At 58.0% G+C, this 19,915-nt stretch carries 20 protein-coding genes; 8 read left to right on the top strand and 12 right to left on the bottom strand.

Annotated features, from left to right (window positions below; all coding sequences use genetic code 11):
- Window positions 1-37 precede the first annotated feature (37 nt).
- From manA to BMZ01_RS01200, 4 genes are all read right to left on the bottom strand, one after another.
- Window positions 38-1,234 (bottom strand): mannose-6-phosphate isomerase, class I, encoded by a 1,197-nt coding sequence (gene manA / locus BMZ01_RS01215; protein WP_092283576.1) that lies wholly within the window; start codon window positions 1,232-1,234, stop codon window positions 38-40.
- The gene (locus tag BMZ01_RS01210) at window positions 1,235-2,263 is read right to left on the bottom strand and encodes a hypothetical protein (RefSeq protein WP_092283574.1); all 1,029 of its coding nucleotides are present in this window, start codon (window positions 2,261-2,263) and stop codon (window positions 1,235-1,237) included.
- 113 nt (window positions 2,264-2,376) lie between these two features.
- Window positions 2,377-3,762 carry a phosphomannomutase/phosphoglucomutase gene (locus tag BMZ01_RS01205; protein WP_092283572.1) on the bottom strand — a complete coding sequence of 462 codons (1,386 nt, stop codon included), beginning with the start codon at window positions 3,760-3,762 and terminating at the stop codon, window positions 2,377-2,379.
- A gap of 155 nt (window positions 3,763-3,917) precedes the next feature.
- Window positions 3,918-4,328 carry a DUF3499 domain-containing protein gene (locus BMZ01_RS01200; protein ID WP_092283570.1) on the bottom strand — a complete coding sequence of 137 codons (411 nt, stop codon included), beginning with the start codon at window positions 4,326-4,328 and terminating at the stop codon, window positions 3,918-3,920.
- Between the two features lie 94 nt (window positions 4,329-4,422).
- Here BMZ01_RS01200 and BMZ01_RS01195 point away from each other — a divergent pair, with 94 nt between their 5' ends.
- Complete coding sequence (locus BMZ01_RS01195) at window positions 4,423-4,878, top strand: metallopeptidase family protein (RefSeq protein ID WP_092283568.1); 456 nt, start codon at window positions 4,423-4,425, stop codon at window positions 4,876-4,878.
- A gap of 10 nt (window positions 4,879-4,888) precedes the next feature.
- Here the strand turns inward: BMZ01_RS01195 and BMZ01_RS01190 are convergent, their stop codons facing one another.
- From BMZ01_RS01190 to rfbD, 4 genes are all read right to left on the bottom strand, one after another.
- The gene (locus BMZ01_RS01190; protein WP_177180012.1) at window positions 4,889-5,143 is read right to left on the bottom strand and encodes a WhiB family transcriptional regulator; all 255 of its coding nucleotides are present in this window, start codon (window positions 5,141-5,143) and stop codon (window positions 4,889-4,891) included.
- Window positions 5,144-5,428: 285 nt separating this feature from the next.
- Window positions 5,429-6,508: a mannose-1-phosphate guanylyltransferase gene (gene manB, locus BMZ01_RS01185; RefSeq protein WP_092283564.1), complete on the bottom strand. Its 1,080-nt coding sequence runs from the start codon at window positions 6,506-6,508 to the stop codon at window positions 5,429-5,431.
- A gap of 6 nt (window positions 6,509-6,514) precedes the next feature.
- Complete coding sequence (locus tag BMZ01_RS01180) at window positions 6,515-7,435, bottom strand: glycosyltransferase family 2 protein (RefSeq protein ID WP_092283562.1); 921 nt, start codon at window positions 7,433-7,435, stop codon at window positions 6,515-6,517.
- The gene (gene rfbD, locus BMZ01_RS01175) at window positions 7,432-8,268 is read right to left on the bottom strand and encodes a dTDP-4-dehydrorhamnose reductase (RefSeq protein ID WP_092283560.1); all 837 of its coding nucleotides are present in this window, start codon (window positions 8,266-8,268) and stop codon (window positions 7,432-7,434) included. Before rfbD ends, BMZ01_RS01180 begins: the two co-directional genes overlap by 4 nt.
- Window positions 8,269-8,467: 199 nt before the next feature.
- Between rfbD and BMZ01_RS01170 the strand changes: the two genes are divergently transcribed.
- The 7 genes from BMZ01_RS01170 to BMZ01_RS01140 all read left to right on the top strand — a co-directional run bounded on the left by BMZ01_RS01170 (window position 8,468) and on the right by BMZ01_RS01140 (window position 15,471).
- On the top strand, window positions 8,468-10,063 hold the full coding sequence (locus BMZ01_RS01170; protein WP_092283558.1) for an LCP family protein: 1,596 nt from the start codon (window positions 8,468-8,470) through the stop codon (window positions 10,061-10,063).
- Between the two features lie 19 nt (window positions 10,064-10,082).
- Window positions 10,083-10,754 (top strand): TIGR03089 family protein, encoded by a 672-nt coding sequence (locus tag BMZ01_RS01165; RefSeq protein WP_092283556.1) that lies wholly within the window; start codon window positions 10,083-10,085, stop codon window positions 10,752-10,754.
- Between the two features lie 67 nt (window positions 10,755-10,821).
- Entirely contained in the window at window positions 10,822-11,844 is a 1,023-nt protein-coding gene (locus tag BMZ01_RS01160; protein ID WP_092283554.1) for an ABC transporter ATP-binding protein, read from the top strand.
- A 141-nt stretch (window positions 11,845-11,985) separates the two neighbouring features.
- Window positions 11,986-13,308 carry an ABC transporter substrate-binding protein gene (locus BMZ01_RS01155; RefSeq protein ID WP_092283552.1) on the top strand — a complete coding sequence of 441 codons (1,323 nt, stop codon included), beginning with the start codon at window positions 11,986-11,988 and terminating at the stop codon, window positions 13,306-13,308.
- Between the two features lie 33 nt (window positions 13,309-13,341).
- Window positions 13,342-14,388 carry a carbohydrate ABC transporter permease gene (locus BMZ01_RS01150; protein WP_092283550.1) on the top strand — a complete coding sequence of 349 codons (1,047 nt, stop codon included), beginning with the start codon at window positions 13,342-13,344 and terminating at the stop codon, window positions 14,386-14,388.
- Entirely contained in the window at window positions 14,385-15,221 is an 837-nt protein-coding gene (locus tag BMZ01_RS01145) for a carbohydrate ABC transporter permease (RefSeq protein WP_092283548.1), read from the top strand. The genes BMZ01_RS01150 and BMZ01_RS01145 overlap by 4 nt, the downstream gene beginning before the upstream one ends.
- A gap of 25 nt (window positions 15,222-15,246) precedes the next feature.
- Window positions 15,247-15,471, top strand: coding sequence for a hypothetical protein (locus BMZ01_RS01140; protein ID WP_092283546.1), 225 nt, complete (start codon window positions 15,247-15,249; stop codon window positions 15,469-15,471).
- Between the two features lie 75 nt (window positions 15,472-15,546).
- On the opposite strand, the gene BMZ01_RS01135 is transcribed toward BMZ01_RS01140, so the two are convergent.
- From BMZ01_RS01135 to BMZ01_RS01120, 4 genes are all read right to left on the bottom strand, one after another.
- Window positions 15,547-16,032, bottom strand: a complete 486-nt coding sequence (locus BMZ01_RS01135; protein WP_092283544.1) for a PTS sugar transporter subunit IIA — start codon at window positions 16,030-16,032, stop codon at window positions 15,547-15,549.
- 32 nt (window positions 16,033-16,064) lie between these two features.
- Window positions 16,065-17,684 (bottom strand): PTS transporter subunit EIIC, encoded by a 1,620-nt coding sequence (locus tag BMZ01_RS01130; RefSeq protein ID WP_092283542.1) that lies wholly within the window; start codon window positions 17,682-17,684, stop codon window positions 16,065-16,067.
- Between the two features lie 380 nt (window positions 17,685-18,064).
- A complete protein-coding gene (gene purE, locus BMZ01_RS01125) occupies window positions 18,065-18,565 on the bottom strand; it encodes a 5-(carboxyamino)imidazole ribonucleotide mutase (RefSeq protein ID WP_092283540.1) in 501 nt (166 codons plus the stop codon).
- Between the two features lie 66 nt (window positions 18,566-18,631).
- Window positions 18,632-19,873, bottom strand: a complete 1,242-nt coding sequence (locus BMZ01_RS01120; protein ID WP_092283760.1) for a 5-(carboxyamino)imidazole ribonucleotide synthase — start codon at window positions 19,871-19,873, stop codon at window positions 18,632-18,634.
- Between the last annotated feature and the right edge of the window lie 42 nt (window positions 19,874-19,915).

Here is a 19,915-nt window from a genome sequence, read left to right as displayed (position 1 = left end):
CTGCGAGTGCAAGCCCGAGCGTGACACCTCAGACGAGCTAGGTGGTGGCGATAAAGAGTTCCGCGGTGGTGTCCGCAGCAATGTTTTTCGCCTGCGTTGCGGGGTCGCTGGCGGAAATCCATAGTGATTCGGTGGGCTGAATTTCTTTATCGCCCACACTGATCTGCCCGCGAATGCACAGCGCAATAACGGGGCCGGGGAAGTCGATAGTTAATTCTTCGCCGGGCTTTAAGAGGTGGCGGAAGAGGCGATATTCCTTAGCGGGGACCGGGTATTCCTGATGTGGGTTTTCGCCATCGCGGGCAACAATTGGCTCCGCCATGGAGTGGAAATCCAGGACTTTGACTAATTCCGGGACGTCCACGTATTTGGAGGTAAGGCCGCCGCGTAAAACATTGTCGGAATTCGCCATGATTTCTACACCCATGCCGCGAATATAGGCGTGCAGGTGGCAGGCGGCGAGGTAGACGGCCTCGCCGGGTTGGAGACGCACATGGTTGAGCAGCAGCGCCCCTAATACGCCGACGTCCCCGGGGTAACGCTCATTGAGCTGGATGATGTTGTTTAGGCAAAAGCCCATCCAGTCTTGGCGATCGCGGTGCGGTTGGGCGGCGTTAATGAGTGCCTCGATAAGCCCGTGGCGGACGGTGCCGGGAATGGTGATCCAGGTGGTAAATAGGGCCCGTAAATTCGCGCTCTCGCAGGCTGGGTTTTCTTCCAGCATGGTGAGATAGCGGTCCAATTCGGGGCAATTGAGCAGCTCAAATAGTTCCCGGGTTTTCTCCAAGGGACGGAAACCAGCCATGGCGTCGAATTCGGTTAACGCCACAATTAACTCAGGTTTATGGTTTGGGTCCTTGTAATTGCGATTCGGGGCACTTAGTGCAATACCGGCCGCGTTTTCTCGCTCAAATCCCTCGCGCGCAATGGCACTGGAGGGGTGCGCCTGCAGGGACAGTGGCTCATCGGCGGCCAGAATTTTCAATAAGAAAGGCAGTTCGCCGTGGAAAGCGCCGGCAACATCGCGCCCTAAGTAGTGCACCGGGTCGGTGGCGATCACATCATCAAGGCCGCGGGCCTTTTCCCCTACCCCGAGGGTTGCTGGGGCTGCTGGGTGCGCGCCGTACCAAATCTCAGCTTCGGGTTTTTCAGTGGCGGGTTCGCCACGCAGTCCAGAGATGAGGCTGCGTGAGCCCCAGGGGTAGGCCCGGGTACTTCCGTGCAGCTGCTGCATCTACTTTTCCTCCGCTTCTTCACCATCATAAATTGCCGCGGCGACTCCCCTGACCATCAAGGTCAGCGCTATTGCCAGCGGACTTAAAGCTTGTTCATGTACCTCAGAAGGTATTTCAATGCGGGCTCCTGCGGGAACATGTAATGCTTCCGCACCAGCATCAGCCAACGTCGATGACCAAACAACAACCCTCAACGGTAGCACCGCCGCGGGGCCATCAATCAGCGGATCATAAAAGATGTCATCGACTTCACCACTACGGGAGGCTTCGGCTTCCGCCACTAACACCTCGGATAATTCGACGGGTTCCACCAAACCACAGCTCATCGCCTTAGCCGCCCATTCGGCGGCCACGCAGCGTGCCACCGCCCGCGGGATCTGCGGGCAGCGGGGCTCGAAGGTGTGCAGTACGCGGTGTCCGCTTGCCGCCAAAGCTAATTGGCGTGCTGGGTTAAGAACCTCATCACGGTTGGGGGCGCAGCTTTCTAATTCCTGGTCCACAGCATCCGCGAGCTCACCGTAGTTTTCTTCTGACTTACCGCTGGCCTGGTGAATCAGTTGGTGCACCGCGATGACTACCCGGCTTAGGGAGATCTTTTCGGGGTGAGCGCCTCCGGCGGGAAGTTCGGCGCGCAGCACTGCACTGGGGAGATCATCTTCTGCCAAGCCCTGGCCACAGCCCACTACCACGGTGGGGCAACCGCGCTGCGCAGCGATGCTGATGGCTTGGAGGTGTTCTTCTTGCAGCTGTGGGCCGGCAGCACAGAGCACATCTAGGGGCCCGATATAGTCCGGGAGCGTGTGCGTGATGAGTACCGGGAGCGGGAGAGGCTCGTTAAGACTGATGGCGAGCTCGGCGGCGCGGCGGGCGCGTTCGGAGCTAACTAGGACCACGATGCTGCGCGGGTGGAGTTCCTTGAGGCCGAGGGGGTCACCTGACAGGCTGTTGCTGATGGCGCGGATGTGGGCGCCTTCGTGGGCGAGGTCGAAAAATTGGGCTTCTTCGGCAGCCTTGTGAGAATGGTCCACGGTGATCGGAGAGGTCCCTTCTATAACTTGCTGCGCGAATATCGCTTTTCTGTTTTCTTAACGTGCGCAAGCCCTGGAAGGTTCCCTCATCCGATTGGGTGGCTGGGGGTTGGTTAGTTGCGGATGATCCCGAGAATTTCTTCAACTAGGTGATCGACCTCGGTTTTTGTGGGTGCTTCCACGTTCAGGCGAAGCAGCGGCTCCGTATTGGAGGCGCGGAGATTGAACCAGGCTGGGGTGCCTTTAAGGCTGACGGTGACACCGTCGAGTTCATCGACCTCGGCGATGCGATCAGCAAAAGCATCCAGGACTGCTTGGGTGGCGGCACATTGGTCCGCCACGGTGGAGTTGATCTCGCCGCTGGCTGCATACCGGGTGTATTCGGCCATGAGTTGGGAAAGCTGCTGGGTGCCTTCACCTAGGGCGGCGAGAACATGCAAGGCGGCGATGATGCCGGAGTCGGCGTTATAGAAATCAGCGAAGTAGTAGTGCGCGGAGTGCTCGCCACCGAAGGTCGCGCCGGTTTCGGCCATGGTGGCTTTGATGAAGCTATGGCCCACGCGGGTGCGAATGGCGGTGCCGCCATTTTCGCTAATGATTTCTGGGACCGCTCGGGAGGTAATGAGGTTGTGGATGATCTTCGCGCCGGGGTTAGTAGCTAGGTAGCGTTTGGCCACCAGACCGGTGATGGCGGAGGGGCTAACGGGTTGGCCTTTTTCATCCACCACGAAGCAGCGGTCCGCGTCACCATCAAAGGCAAGACCAATATCGGCACCAACCTCTGGGGTGAATTTTTGAAGATCCACGAGGTTCTTGGGATCTAGCGGGTTGGCCTCGTGGTTGGGGAAGGTGCCATCGAGTTCGAAGTACAAGGGCTTTAGTTCGATGGGTAGGCCACGGAATACTTCCGGGACGGTGAGCCCGGCCATGCCATTGGCGGCATCCACGGCAACAACCAGCGGGCGGATATTCTGCAGGTCCACCAGTTCGCGGAGGTGCTGGGCGTAGTCGCTGAGGATATCGGAGCTGGTGATATTGCCCGGCTCCACATCAAGGTCATCAAGGCCTTCGACCAGATAGTTGATGATTTCTCGGAGGCCGGATTCTTGACCGACTGGGGTGGCTCCAGCGCGGCAGAGTTTGATGCCATTGTATTTGGCTGGGTTGTGGCTGGCGGTGAACATGGCGCCGGCGCTATTGCGGCTACCGGCGGCATAGTAGAGCTCATCTGTGCTGGCTAGGCCGATGATATCGACGTTGAGTCCACGTGCTGCGGCTCCTTCGGCGAAGGCTTGCGCGAGTTCCGGGGAGCTGGGGCGCATGTCATAGCCGATGCTGAGGTTGGTTTCTCCTTCGTGGCGGAGGAGCTCACCATAGGCTTCGCCGAGGTCTCGGACGAAGGGGACGGTGATGTCTTCTCCTACTACGCCGCGAACATCATAGGCTTTGATGATGCGCTGCAGTTCATCGCGGGTATAGGTGCCGGCTGAGATACTCATGGAGCGTGTGCTGTCCTTAAATTTGGGCCGAGAATAGTGTGGGTGAGATCAGGCGTGATTCTATCCTTGGCAGAGCAAAGCGCTGGTACTGCGTACTGTGGATTCAATAATCTCACAGTGAACTCCCAGTGCCAGCGCTTAAATAGGTGTGAGTTTTAATCTTCGAGATCTTCGGTGCGGATGAGCCTGAGGTGTGCGCGGCGGGCTTCTTTCTTGCGCTCGCGATACACCGGGTGGCGGCCGGGATCTGGGGTGGCTTGGAAATCATGGGGTTCCATGAGCCCTGAACCGTGGCGTTGGGGGCCAAGGCCGGCTTCACGGACGGCTTCGGCTAAGGCGGTGAGGTCATCATCATCGTCTTGTTGGATGGTGTCTACCCGCAGCATTTCCCACCCCAGCGGTGCGGTGATGCGCTGTGCGTGTTCTTCGCATAGGTCCCAAGAGTGCGGATCAGATTGGGGTGCCAAAGGGCCTACGACGGCGGTGGATTCAGCGTAGGCGTAGGTCAGTGTTGCGACGGCGGGTTTACCGCATGCGGGACGAGAACAGCGACGAAATTGACTCACGAATCAGAAGTCTAGATGTTAACTTGAGGTTTTTGTAGCCCACCCCCGGCGCGGCACCTTAAGTGCCTGGCATCGAGCGCCTAATCTAGGCCGCATGCACACCAGGGCTTTTCGGGATAAACGCGGGCGCGGTCTTCGGGGTCCGTTGCTTCCGGAAGGAGTGCCGCGGCGGCGCACCAGGGCACAGGCTTTTGACCGTGCGGTGTTGGAGGCCTATGCCCCGATCTATCACATGTTCCCGGAGCAATTAGCCGCTTTGGATATTGCGGTGGATACCGTCCCGCGGATGCGTTTGCGCGCTGATATGACGGTGCTGCCGGATGAGATTTTTGCGGATGGTCCGGTGCCTTTGGGCCGGATTATTCCGGCGGGGATTGATCGCCATAACCGTCCAACGCGGGCGCGTTTGGTGGTTTTCCGGATGCCTGTGGAAGAACGCGCCGCTAACTCAGCGCAGCGCGCTGAGCTTTTGCATGTGGTGATGACCTCTTTAGTGGCGACCCATTTGAACCTGGATCCGCGGGATATTGACCCGGATTTCCAGTGGTAGGGGATAGTTTTTAGCCTAGGCGACGCTTGAGGCGGCGGCGTTCACGATCAGAAAGCCCACCCCAGATACCGAAGCGCTCATCATGCTCTAGGGCGTATTCCAAGCATTCATCGCGGACTGAGCATGCTTGGCAGATGCGCTTTGCTTCACGGGTGGATCCTCCCTTTTCTGGGAAGAATGCCTCTGGGTCGGTTTGTGCACAGAGGGCTTGGTCTTGCCATTCTTGTTCCACTGCCCCGAAGAGATCGTCGAGGCTTAATTCCATGGCAGAGCCACTACGGATAACGGCGTTGTCAGCCATATCTTCCACGCCATCATCCTTTCCTTGGGGGCCTGCAAGTAACACTGGTGTGATTACACACCGATCCACTAGATATCGTCAACCCAATTGGGTGATCTTGGGGTGAGAAAATCAGAAAGAGCACGTCAATATTCACACCAGTCACACCACTTACATCAACCACTCTTCGGGGGTAAACAAAGGGGGTACTACATGTAGTGGTGTGCCTATGTTTTCATAACAAGGTCGGCGTGTCGCTCCACCTAAAAGCTAGGCATCTGAACTAAAGCGAATGCCGGTATCCGGGATGACCACACCCGGCCAAATGCGCATCCCGGCGCGCAGTTCGCAGCGTGCCCCAATCTGGGCGCCTTCGCCGATCACGCAGTCACTAATACGACAATTCGCGCCGATGGTGACCCCGGAGGCAATGATCGAATTTTTGATGATGGCGCCGGGTTCGATGGTGACTCCATCGAAAACCACCGTGTCATCGAGACGGCAGCCAGCACCGATCTCAGTTCCGCGGCCAACGGCGGTACCGCCCACGAGAATCACGCCATCACGAATGCCGGCGGTTTCATCAACAAGGGCTTCACCAGTGCGTCCACTCAGCAGCGGGGAACGTGCAATGCCGCGCACCAAGTCGGAGCTTCCGCGCACGAAGTCTTCCGGGCGTCCCATATCCCGCCAGTAGGCGGCATCGACATGCCCGAAGACTCGGGCACCTTCGACGAGGAATTGCGGGAAGGTTTCGCGCTCCACCGACACGACGCGGCCGGTGGGGATCTTGGCGATCATTTCTTTGCGGAAGACATAGCAGCCGGCGTTGATTTGATCGGTCGGCGGATCTTCGGTTTTTTCCAGGAAGTCGGTGACGCGGCCTTCGCTATCGGTGGGTACGCAACCGAAGGCGCTGGGGTCCGCTACGCGCACAAGGTGCATGGTGACATCGGCTTGGTGGGCCTCATGGGTGGCGAGAATGCCGCTGAGATCTGTTCCCGCCAACACGTCACCATTGAAGATCATGGCGTTGTCATAGCGCAGTTTGTCATAGACATTGCGGATGGCTCCGCCGGTGCCGAGGGCTTCTTTTTCTACGACGTATTCAATCTCAAGACCCATATCGGAGCCATCTCCGAAGTATTCTTCGAAGACTTCAGCCCGGTAACTGGTGCCGAGGATGACGTGGGTGATTCCAGCTTCGGCGATGCGGGCCAGCAGGTGCTTGAGGAAGGGGTAGCCGGCGGTGGGCAACATCGGCTTTGGGGTGTTGACCGTCAGGGGACGCAGTCGCGTGCCCTTGCCGCCGACCAGGATGACGGCGTCAGTGGTGTGTGCAGAACTCATCTCGGATTAATCCTCTTCCTTCTTGGCGCGGCGCTGCTTGGCGCAGCTCACCGCAATCAGGCCACGAACTTTCAGGCCCACCCATAAAGCGGCGCGCACTGGGGCTAGATACCAGGCGCTGAGTCGGTCAGCTTGGTAGCGATAGGCGCTGGCGTGGTGGGCGGGCAATACTACTTCCGGGTGTTTGCCTGCAGAATGTCCCTTGTCGTGACTAATTTCAGCGCGTGGGCAATACACATTGCTATAGCCTGCGCGCCCTAAACGATCTCCGAGGTCCACGTCCTCCATGTACATGAAGTAGCGCTCATCGAATCCGCCGATTTCCTCGAAGGCATCCCAGCGAAGCAATAAACAGGATCCGGAGAGCCAGCCACAGGTGTGCTCGCTATCCATATCGTGTTCGGCGAGATACGCCTGCGAGAAGGGGTTGCTCTTCCACACGGCACCTAAAAGGGCATGCCCGATGCCGTTTTTGAGGTTGGGAAGGTTGCGTGCTGAGGGATAGATGCTGCCATCAGCTTCCCGGATCAGCGGCCCGACGGCGCCAGCTTGTGGGTGGCGGCGGGCACAGGCAATTAGTTCCTCGACGGCGCCTGGGGTGAAGACGACGTCGGGGTTGCTGACTAAGAAGAACTCGGGATCGACCTGCCGCTGTTCTTTGAGGAATGTGGCGGCCATGTTAATTGCGGAGCCATAACCGATATTTCCGCCGGTGGGCAGGAAGGTGATATTCGGGCGGTCGGCTGCTTCTTTTTCTGGAACCCCGTCGGTGGAGCCATTGTCAGCGAGGATGATCTCCACATCGGTGGGTAGGGAGTCCAGGAAGGCACGCAGGTGCCGGCCGGGCGAGTAGGTCACCGTAATGACACCCAGGGGTTGCTGGGTACTCGATACGGGTTCTGGCTGAGGGGTAGTCACAACCTTCAGAGGGTACCGGTCACAGCCCGGAAAACCCCATTACGCCACTCTGGCAGAGCCCGTGAGGAGGCTAGAACTGACCAGGCAGGCCGGGGCGCCGCGGTGGGATATTCGGCGGTGGAGATGGGGCGAACGCGCTGTGGATCCGCGCCGATGGCTTGGAAGATTTCACGGGCTAACTCGCACCAGGTAGCTTGGCCGCTACCGACGAGATGCAGCAGCTCAGCGCTATTTTCCTCAGCTACTAGATCCCAGAGGGCGCGGGCTAAGTCAACCACGTAGGTGGGGTTGCCGTATTGGTCATCCACGACGGTGATTTCTTGGGCTGGGTCGCCGGTGGCTAGGCGGATCATGGTGCTGAGGAAGTCACGGTGATCTGGCAGCAGATTCCCGGAATATACCCAGGCGGTCCGAATGGTTGTGACCTCGGGGCGGCCGCGTAAGGTCAGTTCTCCGGCTAGTTTGCTGCGCCCATAAACGGTGGCTGGTAACCCAGTGGGGTCTTCTGGTTTTAGGGGGCGTTGAGGTTGCTCGGGGCCGAAAACATAGTCGGTGGAAATATGCAGGAGCCGGGCGCCGATGGTTTCGCAGTGTTCGGCAAGCAGTGCTGGGCCGATGGTGTTGACCGCTACGGCAGCCGGGATATTGCTTTCGGCTTGGTCCACCGCGGTATAGGCGGAGGCATTAATAACAACATCGCACGGGGTGATGGCTGTAAGTTGCTCGCGGTCGCTGATATCTAATTGTTGGTGCGTGTAGGCGCGGATATGAGTGTGTGGCGGCGCGCAAAGCTGTAGGGCTGTGCCGAGTTGGCCGGAGGCACCGAGAATGCTGACCTTCATAATGTGTGTTCGCGGCTCCTCAGAAAATGGTGGCAAAAGCTTCGCCGGTGGATCTGTGACTTAAGGATAGTGTCAAGGATTTTCGCTCCGGGTGCCACGCTAGGACTAAACTTCCCCGTGATGAGCTCACTTCACTATCGTTTTTTAGCTGCGCTCTAGTACCCACACCTAGCTCATATTCTCCCTAGGGAAGACATCTGTGACGAACCGATACCGTAACGCCCGCGAGATTCAGGCCCCGCCAGTCCCCCGCGCGGAGACTGCACAGGCCGGCCCTGCGTTCCTTAAAACCCTCATGGCGCTCTTAGCTGTACTCGTCATGGGTGTCAGTGGCCTGGGCTATTTCTCGGTTGGGCGGATCGGTAATGAGGTCACCAGCTCCGGAAAGCTGGAGTTGGGTGCTTCCGGCAAAGGCACGAAGGGACAAACCCTTGATGGTGCCGTGGATATTTTGTTGGTGGGTAGCGATTCGCGTTCTGATGCGCAGGGCAACCCGCTGACCCCGGAAGAGATTGAGCAACTACGTGCCGGTGATGAAGAAGGTATCGACAACACCGACACCTTGATGGTTATTCGTATCCCCAATGACGGGAGCTCCGCCACCGCCATTTCCATTCCCCGTGACACCTATGTGCACGAAGAGGGCTATGGGAATATGAAGATCAATGGCGTCTATGGGGTGCATAAGCATGCTCGCGAAGAAGAATTAGTCGCCGAGGGGAAGCTCACGGATCGCCAGATCCAATTAGAAGCCAAACGCGCTGGCCGCCAGGGCTTGATTCGGGCTATTGATAAGCTCACCGGCGTTTCCATCGACCACTATGCCGAGGTTGGACTTTTGGGCTTCGTGCTTCTTACCGACGCTGTGGGTGGTGTCGAGGTGTGCTTGAACGAGCCGGTAGAAGATGAGTTCTCCGGCGCTAATTTCCCGGCGGGCCGCCAAACCCTCAATGGTGCTGATGCTTTGTCCTTCGTGCGCCAACGCCATGGTCTACCCCGCGGGGATTTGGATCGTATTGTGCGCCAGCAGGCGTATATGGCTTCGCTGGTAAACAAGGTGCTGGCCGCCGGTACGTTGACCAATCCTTCGAAACTGTCGGATATGGGTGCCGCGGTGGAGCGCTCGGTGGTCATTGATGAAGGCTGGGATGTGCTGTCCTTTGCCACGCAATTGCAAAACCTTGCTGGCGGCAATGTCACCTTCACAACTATCCCGGTGACTTCGATTGATGGTGTCGGCGACTATGGCGAATCCATCGTGACTGTGGATAAACACGAGGTGCATCGCTTTATGAAGACGCTGCTGGGTGAGGATGATCAAGCCCAAAGCGCTGCTGATAAGAAGAAGGCTGCCGAAGATGCCAAGGATGAAGCACTACGCAGTGCCTTGGCGGACAAGTCGCTGCATGTGCTTAATGCCGGGACTACCCCAGGTACCGCAGGCCGAATCGCTGCGCACCTTCATGACAAGGAGCTCTCGATAAGCGCCATCGCCAACGCTGAACCTGGTGTTTATACCAAGAGCCAGGTGGTAGCGGCTAGCGCCAGCGATCCGGCGGCGAAAGCTTTGGCGGATTATTTGGGTGTTTCGGTGACCACGAATGCTGGTTTGGATTCACAGACCTTGATTGTGGTGGCTCATGATGATTACCAGGGCCCATTGGGGGATCAGGCCATCGATGAGACTGACCTGCAAGCGGAACGCGATGAAGTTGGGCAGCCTGGTACTGCCGGTGCGGTGGAGCCTGGCCCGAAGATTGATGCTGGCGGCGACGGGCCCCGCTGCGTGAATTAACTGCCTACGATGGGAGGGCATGGACTTGCTTTCCCATCTACTTAAGGCCGATCCTTCTAGTCCCCGTCTGACCATTTATGACGAGAAGGTGGGGGCGCGCCTGGATTTTTCCGCATTGACGCTGGATAACTGGGCGGCGAAGGTCGGCAATATGCTCAATGAGGAATTCGACCTGGAAGAAGGAAACCGGATCCTCATTGATCTGCCGGTGAATTGGCACACCGTGGTGATTGTTTTGGGGGCGCTTGCTGCCGGCGTGGACGTGGATTTAACCTCCCCAGCATCACATACCGAAAGTGATGCTGAAGTGGTGTTCACGAGTTTGGATCGCGCAGATATTTATCAGGATGCGGAGCTGGTGATTGTCACCGAGGATCCCTTCGGCCGCGGCGTGGTAGAAACCGGGGGTACCTTGCCCGAAGGTGCGGTGGATTTTGGCCCTGGGGTGCGCTTCTTCGGAGACCAATACCCCTACCCCACTGCGAAGCTCCCAGAGATCCTCAATGGACCCATCGAAGCAACCGAAGGTGCTCGGGTGCTGGGAACTGGCTGGTCAGAATGGGCCGGGTTTAGGCGGCAGGTATTAGAGCCGCTTGCGGTTGGTGGGTCCACGGTGATTGTGGCTGGCATGGTGGGCACCGAGCGGCTTAGCGAAATTGCCGAGGCGGAGAAGATCGATATCAGGCTGTAGCAAGGGGTGTGTTGTGGGGGTTATTGGCGCCGCCTTGCTGTGAGGTGCACTGGTAGTCTTCGAAAGCATGGCAACGGTCACCTATGAGAATGTCAGCATCCGCTACCCCGGCGCGGAAAACCCCAGCGTAAGTGAGCTGAATCTGGAGATCGCTGATGGCGAGTTCCTGGTTCTAGTGGGGCCTTCAGGTTGCGGCAAGTCCACGACCTTGCGTGCTTTAGCTGGGTTGGAGGCTGTGGAGTCCGGGCGCATCCTGATTGATGATCAAGATGTCACCCGGATGGAACCAGCGCAACGAGATATTGCGATGGTCTTCCAAAACTACGCCCTCTATCCACACATGACGGTGGCCAAGAATATGGGTTTTGCATTGAAGCTGGCGAAACTGCCGCAGGCGGAAATCAAAGCGAAAGTGGAAGAAGCCGCTGAGCTTTTGGGGTTGACCGAGTTTTTGGATCGTTTGCCGAAGGACCTTTCTGGTGGGCAACGCCAGCGTGTAGCGATGGGCCGTGCGATTGTGCGTAACCCCAAGGTCTTCTTAATGGATGAGCCGCTATCTAACTTGGATGCGAAGCTGCGCGTCCAGACCCGCGCTGAAGTGGCTGCTTTGCAACGCCGTTTAGGAACCACCACCGTGTATGTGACCCACGACCAGGTGGAAGCTATGACCATGGGTGATCGGGTGGCGGTGCTTAAAGATGGAATCCTGCAACAAGTGGCCCCACCGAAGGAACTGTATTTGAAGCCGCGTAATGAGTTCGTGGCTGGGTTTATTGGTTCCCCGGCCATGAATCTCTTCCCCGCTGAGAACCTCACCTTGGGGGTGCGACCGGAACACATGGAGATCCTGCAGCATGGCTCCGATGCCCCAGCTGGGTGGCGGGATCTGCAGGGGACCGTGGATATCGTGGAGGAATTAGGTTCCGAAAGCTATGTCTATGCCACCTGTGAGCTAGAAAATGGCGGTAGTGCGCGGCTGGTTGCTCGGCTCAAGGATGCGGACAGCCCGGCGCGCGGGGATCAGGTGCGTTTTGCTTATGATCCGGCGGTGGCGCACCGTTTTGACCCCACAAGTGGGGAAAGAATTTAGGATTTAGGAAAGATAGGGCAGCCTATTCAATCCCCAACAAGAGGGTGATGTGGGCAACATCTTTCCCAGAATGGCTGGCATCGTCACTAGATGTCACTAGATTGAAGTCACCGCGTCCATATTGAAAGGTGTTTAACTCCTATGACGTACTCTCTCACCCGCTCCAGCCGTATGCGCCGCACCGGCGCCGCCCTGGCCGCCACTGCTCTGGTTGCCACCGTGGGTCTGGCTGGTTGCTCCTCCGATGACTCCGCTTCCGGCGATAAGTCTGCTGATAAGAGCACTGCTGCCAAGTCCGATAAGAAGGATGATGCTGCGGGCGACCGTGGCCCCATCACCTTCGCCATGGGCAAGAATGACACCGACAAGATCATCCCGGTGATCGAGAAGTGGAATAAGGCCCACCCGGATGAGCAGGTAACTCTCAATGAGCTTGCCGGTGAAGCCGATGCCCAGCGTGAAACCCTGGTGCAGTCCCTGCAGGCCGGCAATGATGACTATGACGTCATGGCCCTGGATGTTGTGTGGACCGCGGACTTCGCTGCCCACCAATGGTTGGCTCCGCTGACCGATGACCTGAAGGTTGATACCTCTGGTCTGCTGCCGGCCACCGTGGAATCTGCCACCTACAACGGCACCCTCTACGCCCTGCCGCAGAACACCAATGGTCAGCTGCTCTTCCGTAACACCGAATTGGCCCCGGAGGCCCCCGGTAATTGGAAGGAATTGGCTGACTCCTGCGCTTCCGTTAAGGATGCCGGCAAGGATTGCTTGACTGTTCAGCTCAAACAGTACGAAGGCCTGACCGTGAACACCGCTGGCTTCATTGAAGGCTGGGGCGGCCACGTCCTGGATGCCGATGGCAAGCCTGCTGTTGACTCTGCCGAAGCCAAGGCTGGTCTGCAGGCCATGGTTGATGGCTACAACGACGGTGTGATCTCCAAGAACTCGGTGTCCACCACTGAGGAAGAGACCAACCTCGCCTTCGTTGCTGGTGACACCGCTTATGCCATCAACTGGCCCTACATGTTCACCAATGCTGGGGAGGACACCTCCGCAGTCAAGGGCAAGTTCGAAGTCCAGCCGCTGGTCGGTAAGGATGGCGTGGGTGTTTCCACCTTGGGTGGTTATAACAACGGCATCAACGTGAACTCCAAGCACAAGGCCACTGCCCGTGACTTCATCGAGTTCATCATCAATGAGGAAAACCAGACCTGGTTCGCGGATAACTCCTTCCCGCCGGTGTTGGCTTCCATCTACGATGATGCCTCCCTGGTCGAGAAGTACCCCTACCTCCCGGCTCTGAAGGAATCTCTGGAAAACGCGGCACCGCGTCCGGTGAGCCCCTTCTACCAGTCCATCTCTAAGGCCATCCAGGACAACGCCTATGCTGCCCTGACCTCCGGTAAGAGCGTCGATGATGCCACTGCCGATATGAAGGCAGCTATCGAAAACGCCTCCTAGATTCGCCCCTAGAGAAAAGGCTCTTACACCCTGATGCCTAAGCAAGCCAGATCCGCTGGACTCCTGATTGCCCCCGCCTTGCTCGTGTTGGCGGTGGTGATCGGTTATCCCATCGTCCGCGCGATCTGGCTTTCTTTTCAGGCAGATAAGGGCCTTGACCCGACCACCGGCATGTTCGCCGAAGGTGGCTTCGCCGGTTTCGACCACTACCTCTATTGGTTAACCCAAAGGTGCATGAGCCCATCTGGGAAAGTCAGCACCTGCCCGCCCGGGGTGTTATCAACTGACTTCTGGCCGGCACTAAGAATCACGCTTTTCTTCACCGTGGTGACCGTTACCCTAGAAACCATTTTGGGGATGGCGATGGCCCTGGTGATGAACCGTGAGTTCCGGGGCCGCGCGCTGGTGCGTGCCGCGGTGCTGGTGCCCTGGGCGATTCCTACCGCGGTGACCGCGAAGCTCTGGCAGTTCATCTTCGCGGACCGCGGCATAGTGAACTCTTTATTAGGCACCCAGATTTCTTGGACCACTGATCCGGTGTATGCGCGTGCCGCGGTGATTGTGGCGGACGTGTGGAAAACCACGCCCTTTATGGCGCTGCTGATTCTGGCGGGATTGCAGATGATCCCTAAGGATGTGTATGAAGCAGCGCGGGTGGATGGGGCCTCTGTTGTGCAACAATTCACCAAAATTACGTTGCCGCTGGTGAAGCCAGCGCTGATGGTGGCGGTGCTTTTCCGCACCTTGGATGCGCTGCGTATGTATGACCTGCCGGTGATTATGATTTCGGCTTCCTCCAACTCCCCCACTGCCACGATTTCGCAGTTGGTGGTGGAGGATATGCGCCAGAATCACTTCAACTCGGCTTCCGCGCTATCAACCTTGATCTTCCTGCTCATCTTCTTCGTGGCCTTTGTGATGATCCGCTTCTTAGGTGCTGATGTGGCTGGGGATCGCGCGAAGAAGAAGCAAGCTAAGCGCAATGACCGCGAGGCTAAGAAGAAGATCATGGCGCCCGGTAAAACCCCGGAGCCGGAGTTGATTCTGGCGCAGGATTCTCAGGAGGGGCAGTCGCGATGAGCCATAAGGTCCGGAGCTTTATTGCCAACTATCTTGGGCTCATCCTGATTTTGGTGTGGGGTTTGGCGCCCTTTTATTGGATGGTTATTACCGCCCTGCGCCATAAGGACTACACCTTTGATACTCGCCCCTACCCGGTGCATGTGACCTTAGAAAATTTCCAGGATGCGCTGGCAACTGATAAGGGCAATGACTTTTTGGCAGCTATTGCTAACTCGCTGCTGATTGGGTTGGTGACGACTTTCTTGGCAGTCATGGTTGGGGTATTTACCGCCTATGCCCTAGCCCGCCTGGATTTCCGCGGTAAGGGCATTGTGACCGGCATTGTGTTGGCGGCCTCAATGTTTCCGGGTATTGCGTTGGTGACCCCGCTTTTCCAGCTCTTTGGTGACCTGGGGTGGATTGGTTCCTACAAGGCGCTGATTATTCCGAATATTTCTTTTGCGTTGCCGCTGACGATTTATACCTTGGTGAGTTTCTTCCGCCAGCTGCCTTGGGAGTTGGAGGAAGCAGCCCGGGTTGATGGTGCTAGCCGTGGGCAGGCGTTTAGGAAAGTACTCTTACCGCTGGCGGCGCCGGCATTATTTACCACCGCGATTTTGGCTTTCATTGCTACCTGGAATGAGTTCATGTTGGCCAAGCAGCTATCGACTACGGATACTGAACCGGTGACGGTGGCGATTGCGCGCTTCTCGGGGCCGAGTTCCTTTGAGTTCCCTTATGCCTCGATTATGGCGGCGGGATCTTTGGTGACTATTCCGCTGATCATTATGGTGTTGCTCTTCCAGAAGCGGATCGTTTCGGGCCTGACGGCTGGCGGTGTTAAGGCCTAAGGTTGCGCTGCTACCCTAGGTGTCTATGTCGCGAAAAGAACCTCAGGATGTGGACCACAGCGCTTCGCGGCGCCGTGAATTGCAATGGGATGCGGCATTGGGGTTCTCGGGGTTTTTCACGGTGGTAGCGGTAATCCAAGCAGTGCTGAATTTGCTGCAGCCAGAACCGGCGTTATGGCCCGCTGTTCTCGCTTTAGTGATGGTGGTGTGTCAAACTTCCCTGTGGAGATATACCCGCAGCAAAAAATAACCGCCCAGCCACCGGGTCTCGAGTAAAGCAAAACTCCCAGGACGAATGCCCTGGGAGTGTGCTGTGTGCGGAGAATTATTTCTCGGTGGCGGTCATGACGGTTTCGCCGGCGGCAGCGTCCATGGAGAGCTCGCTGGTGGCGAATTTCTGGCCATTGGAGACCACCACGATGGTGGCCAGGGAAGGAACCTTGGTGGCGGTTTCTTCGCGATTATCGAGGCGGACGACCGGTTCGCCAGCTTCGACGCGATCGCCCTGGGCCTTGATCTTGGTGAAGCCATCGCCCTTGAGGCTGACGGTATCGACACCGATGTGAACGAGGACCTCTACCCCGGAATCGGCGCGCACCGCGAAGGCGTGGCCGGTGGGGAAAAGAACGATGATGTCGCCGGAAACGGGCGAGCAGATTTCATCACCGGCGGTGTCCACAGCGAAACCTTCGCCGAGGGCGCCACCAGAGAATGCGGGGTCTGGGACCTCGCTGAGCGGCAGGATTTTACCTGCAGTGGGCGAAACGATCGCCGTACCTGCAGTTTTCTTCTTCTTGCCGAAGCCGAACATTATTCCTCCAAATCGAGATGGTTGTGCGCGGATTAGTCGTCTATTCCGAGGATATCCGCAATGGTGTTCTTGTACAGGACGGCCTTAGCGCCATAGACGGCCTGCACGCCGCCGGAGACATCGAAAACATCCGCGGCACCGAGCCCCTTGAGGCGATCGCGATCGACCTGTGCGGAGTCACGGACGGAGACGCGCAGGCGGGTGATGCAGGCATCAATATCCTCAATGTTTTCCGGGCCACCCAAGGCGGCGAGGATCTGCTCGGATTCAGCGCGCAGAGCATCCTTCTTGGGGGTGCTGGCGGAAGAAGCAGCGGTGGCGGCAGCCCCGGAATCTGCTTCGGTGTCGCTGAGGTGGCCGGGGGTAGCAACCTGGAAGCGGCGGACATACCAACGGAAGACCACGTAGTAGAGCGCGAACCAGAAGATGCCGACCGGGATGACATACATCCAGTGGGTCTTGTCTTGGCCTTGGAAAACACCGAAGAGCAGGTAGTCGATCAAACCGCCGGAGAAGGTATTACCGATGCGGATTTGCAGCAGATCAGCGATGGCAAAGCTGAGGCCATCGAAGAAAGCGTGGACCACGTAGAGCACCGGGGCAACAAAGAGGAACATGAATTCCAGAGGTTCGGTGATACCGGTGATAAAGGAGGTCAGGGCGACACCGAGGAAAAGGCCGGCGTAGCGGCGGCGACGTTCCTTAGGCACGCAATGGTACATAGCCAGCGCGGCACCGGGTAGGCCGAACATCATGGTGTCGAAGCGGCCGGCGAAGTAGCGGGTGCCTTCGGTGAACAGGCCCTGGTGTGCGGGGTCGGCGAGCTGGGCGAAGAAGATCTTTTGGGCACCGACCACGGATTGGCCGGCAACTGTTTCTACGCCACCGAGCTCGGTGTACCAGAACATGGGGTAGATGGTGTGGTGCAGGCCGACCGCGCCGGAAAGGCGGAGCAGGAAGCCATAGAGGAAGGTGCCGACCACACCGAGGGAGGCCATGCCTTCGCCCGCGATGACCAGCAGGTGCTGGAAGGGCGGCCAGATGAGGTAGAAAGCGGCGCCGATGAGCAGGGCGGAACCGGCGGTGACAATGGGGACGAAGCGGGAACCGCCGAAAAAGCCAAGCACCGCGGGTAGCTGAATATTGTGGTAGCGGTTGTGCAAAGTAACCGCCACGGCACCGATGACCAGGGCGCCGATGATGCCGGTGTCGATGGCTTGGCCATCGGGGTTGAATACCTTCAGCAGGGAGGCGGTGGTGCCGGTCATCACCAGGTAGCCGACCACGCCGGCGAGGGCCGCGGTGCCTTTATCGCGCTTGGCGAGGCCGATGCACAGGCCGATGGACAGCAGTAGTGCGAGGTTGGCGAAGATAACGCTGCCGGCATCCGCCATGACGGTGAAGACCCCCTGCAGGGCGGGGTTATCGAGCACCGGGTAGGCGGCGACAGTGGTCGGGTTAGAAAGTGCGCCACCAATACCGAGCAGGAGACCTGCGGCCGGCAAAATGGCGATCGGGAGCATGAAGGCCTTGCCGACCTTCTGCATTGTTTTGAAAGCCTTGCCCTTAGGTACGGGACGTTGCGGGGCGGAGGCGGTGGCGGTTGAGTCTAGAGGCGTGGGGCCAGTGTTGGTCCCGGTTGTAGCACTCATGACGGGGGCAACTCCTCTGATCCGAGGTGAAAAGGGGGATGCGATATGCGCAACGCTTAACGCAGCGCGGTGGGCTCAGCGAGAAGCTCGGCGTTTAAGGTGTGGGGCCTTGAGGTCTGATGCCTTGGGCTTGGGGCGTGTGGGCCTTTGCTGAGCGTCGGCGATGCGAGAATCGTTTCCGCTATTCACCTTTAAACACTACACATCAGATGTCCTCAGGGATAGATCCCAAAGGGAGCATTAATGCAGGAAAAGGGAAGTTTGCCGGGATGTTTGCCGGAAGGATGGAAGGTCCTCGGTGGGATGAGGGTAGCTCATGGCGGTGCGGCACCGGTGGCAGGGGTGCGGTGGCCGTGGCGTAGCAGCCAGCAGCGCGGTAGCTACTCCCCCATGAGGCGCTTTCTTAAAGCTTCTTCTTTTTGAGCCACCTGAGTTTTAAGGTCCTCTTGGTATTGCACCATCTGCTCACGGATGTTTTCATCTTCTGCGCCTAAGATGCGAAGTGCCAAAAGGCCAGCATTCTTGGCACCATCAATGGACACCGTGGCGACCGGGACGCCGGCTGGCATCTGCACGATGGAGAGCAAACTATCCAAGCCATCAAGGTTGTCGAGTGCGCGTGGCACGCCAATGACCGGCAGCGGGGTTGCTGAGGCCACCATGCCGGGAAGGTGGGCTGCTCCACCTGCGCAGGCGATAATGACTCTGACGCCATTAAGGTGCGCATTTTTGGCGTAGGCCAGCATCTTTTCGGGGGTACGGTGCGCAGAAACCACAGCGACCTCGAAGGGCACTCCGAATTCAGCGAGAACTTCGGCGGCAGGTTGTACTGTTGGCCAATCAGAATCTGACCCCATAATCAGGCCCACACGCGGCGTCATTTTGAACTCCTTAAATCATGAACGTACTTGTCTTAAGCCTAGCTTCCAGGTGCTTTAGCTGGTGATTTAGCTAGCTTGGTCAGCGTCTTGGTCAGCCCAGCGGGCATGAACGAGGAAGCCTGCGGCTAGCTGCGCATTATGGCGTGTTTCTGCCACATCTTCACCACATAGGTTGACGTGTCCGATCTTCCGTCCGGGACGATGAGTCTTGCCATAAAGGTGCACTTTGGCTTGGGGGAAACGTTGGTGAACATGGGCAACGCGTTCTGACATGGGCATGTCTGGATCCTCGGCAGCACCTAGTACATTCGCCATGACGGTGACTGCGGCAGTGGCATCGGTAGCGCCTAAGGGTTGATCCAAAACGGCACGGAGGTGTTGCTCGAATTGGCTGGTGATGCAGCCATCTTGGGTCCAGTGACCGGTGTTATGCGGGCGCATGGCGAGCTCATTAACAGAGATCTCCCCAGCGGCTTCGAATAACTCCACCGCCAGTACACCGGTAACACCTAAGCCTTCGGCTACCTTCAGTGCAATCTCGCGGGCTTGGGCTTCGAGCTTCTCATCAAGACCTGGGGCAGGCGCAATAGCTTCAGCGCAGATGCCATCACGCTGGACAGATTCCACTACTGGCCAGCCTCTTACTTCTCCGCTTTGGCGACGGGCGACCATGGCGGAGAGTTCGCGGTCTAATGCGACCTTGCGTTCCGCCATCAGTGGGGCATCTTTGGCTGTTAATTCGCTAACGAGCTGGCAGAATTCTTCTTCGGATTCGGGGAACCACACGCCGTGGCCGTCATAACCACCGCGCCGGGTTTTTAGGCACACCTGGCCCTCGGTTTTTGCCCAGAAGGCGCTGGCATCTTCGGTGGAGGTGATCTCCGCAAAAACCGGAACCGGGACTCCGAGTTCTTTAAGGCGCTGGCGCATGAGCAATTTATCTTGGGCGTAGATCAATGCGCTGGGGCGCGGTTCTACGGCAATGCCATTGGCGATGAGGATATTGAGATGCTCATTGGGGACGTGCTCATGGTCGAAGGTTAAGGCATCGCAACCTTCAGCTGCCCGGCGTAGGTCCGCTAAGTCCTTATAGTCGCCCAGCACCACGTCGGCGCACACTTGGGCGGCGGATGCATCTGGGGAACCGGCCAAAAGACGAAGGGATTGGCCCAACTCGATGGCGGCGGTGTGCATCATGCGGGCTAGTTGGCCGTCACCAATGACGGCGACGGTAGCGGAACCAGGGGCATGAGCTGAAGGACGACCGAATTCATCCGGACGCGGTTCGGAGACAGGGCGAGGAGTCATGGCGCTGATATTAGCTAGCGTGCGGAACACACTCCCCCTACC

This window comes from Corynebacterium spheniscorum (genome assembly GCF_900113445.1).
In the GTDB taxonomy this organism is placed as follows: Bacteria; Actinomycetota; Actinomycetes; order Mycobacteriales; family Mycobacteriaceae; genus Corynebacterium; species Corynebacterium spheniscorum.
The sequence above is the reverse complement of the archived record's forward strand: the minus strand, read 5'-3'. Positions and strand labels throughout refer to the sequence as shown.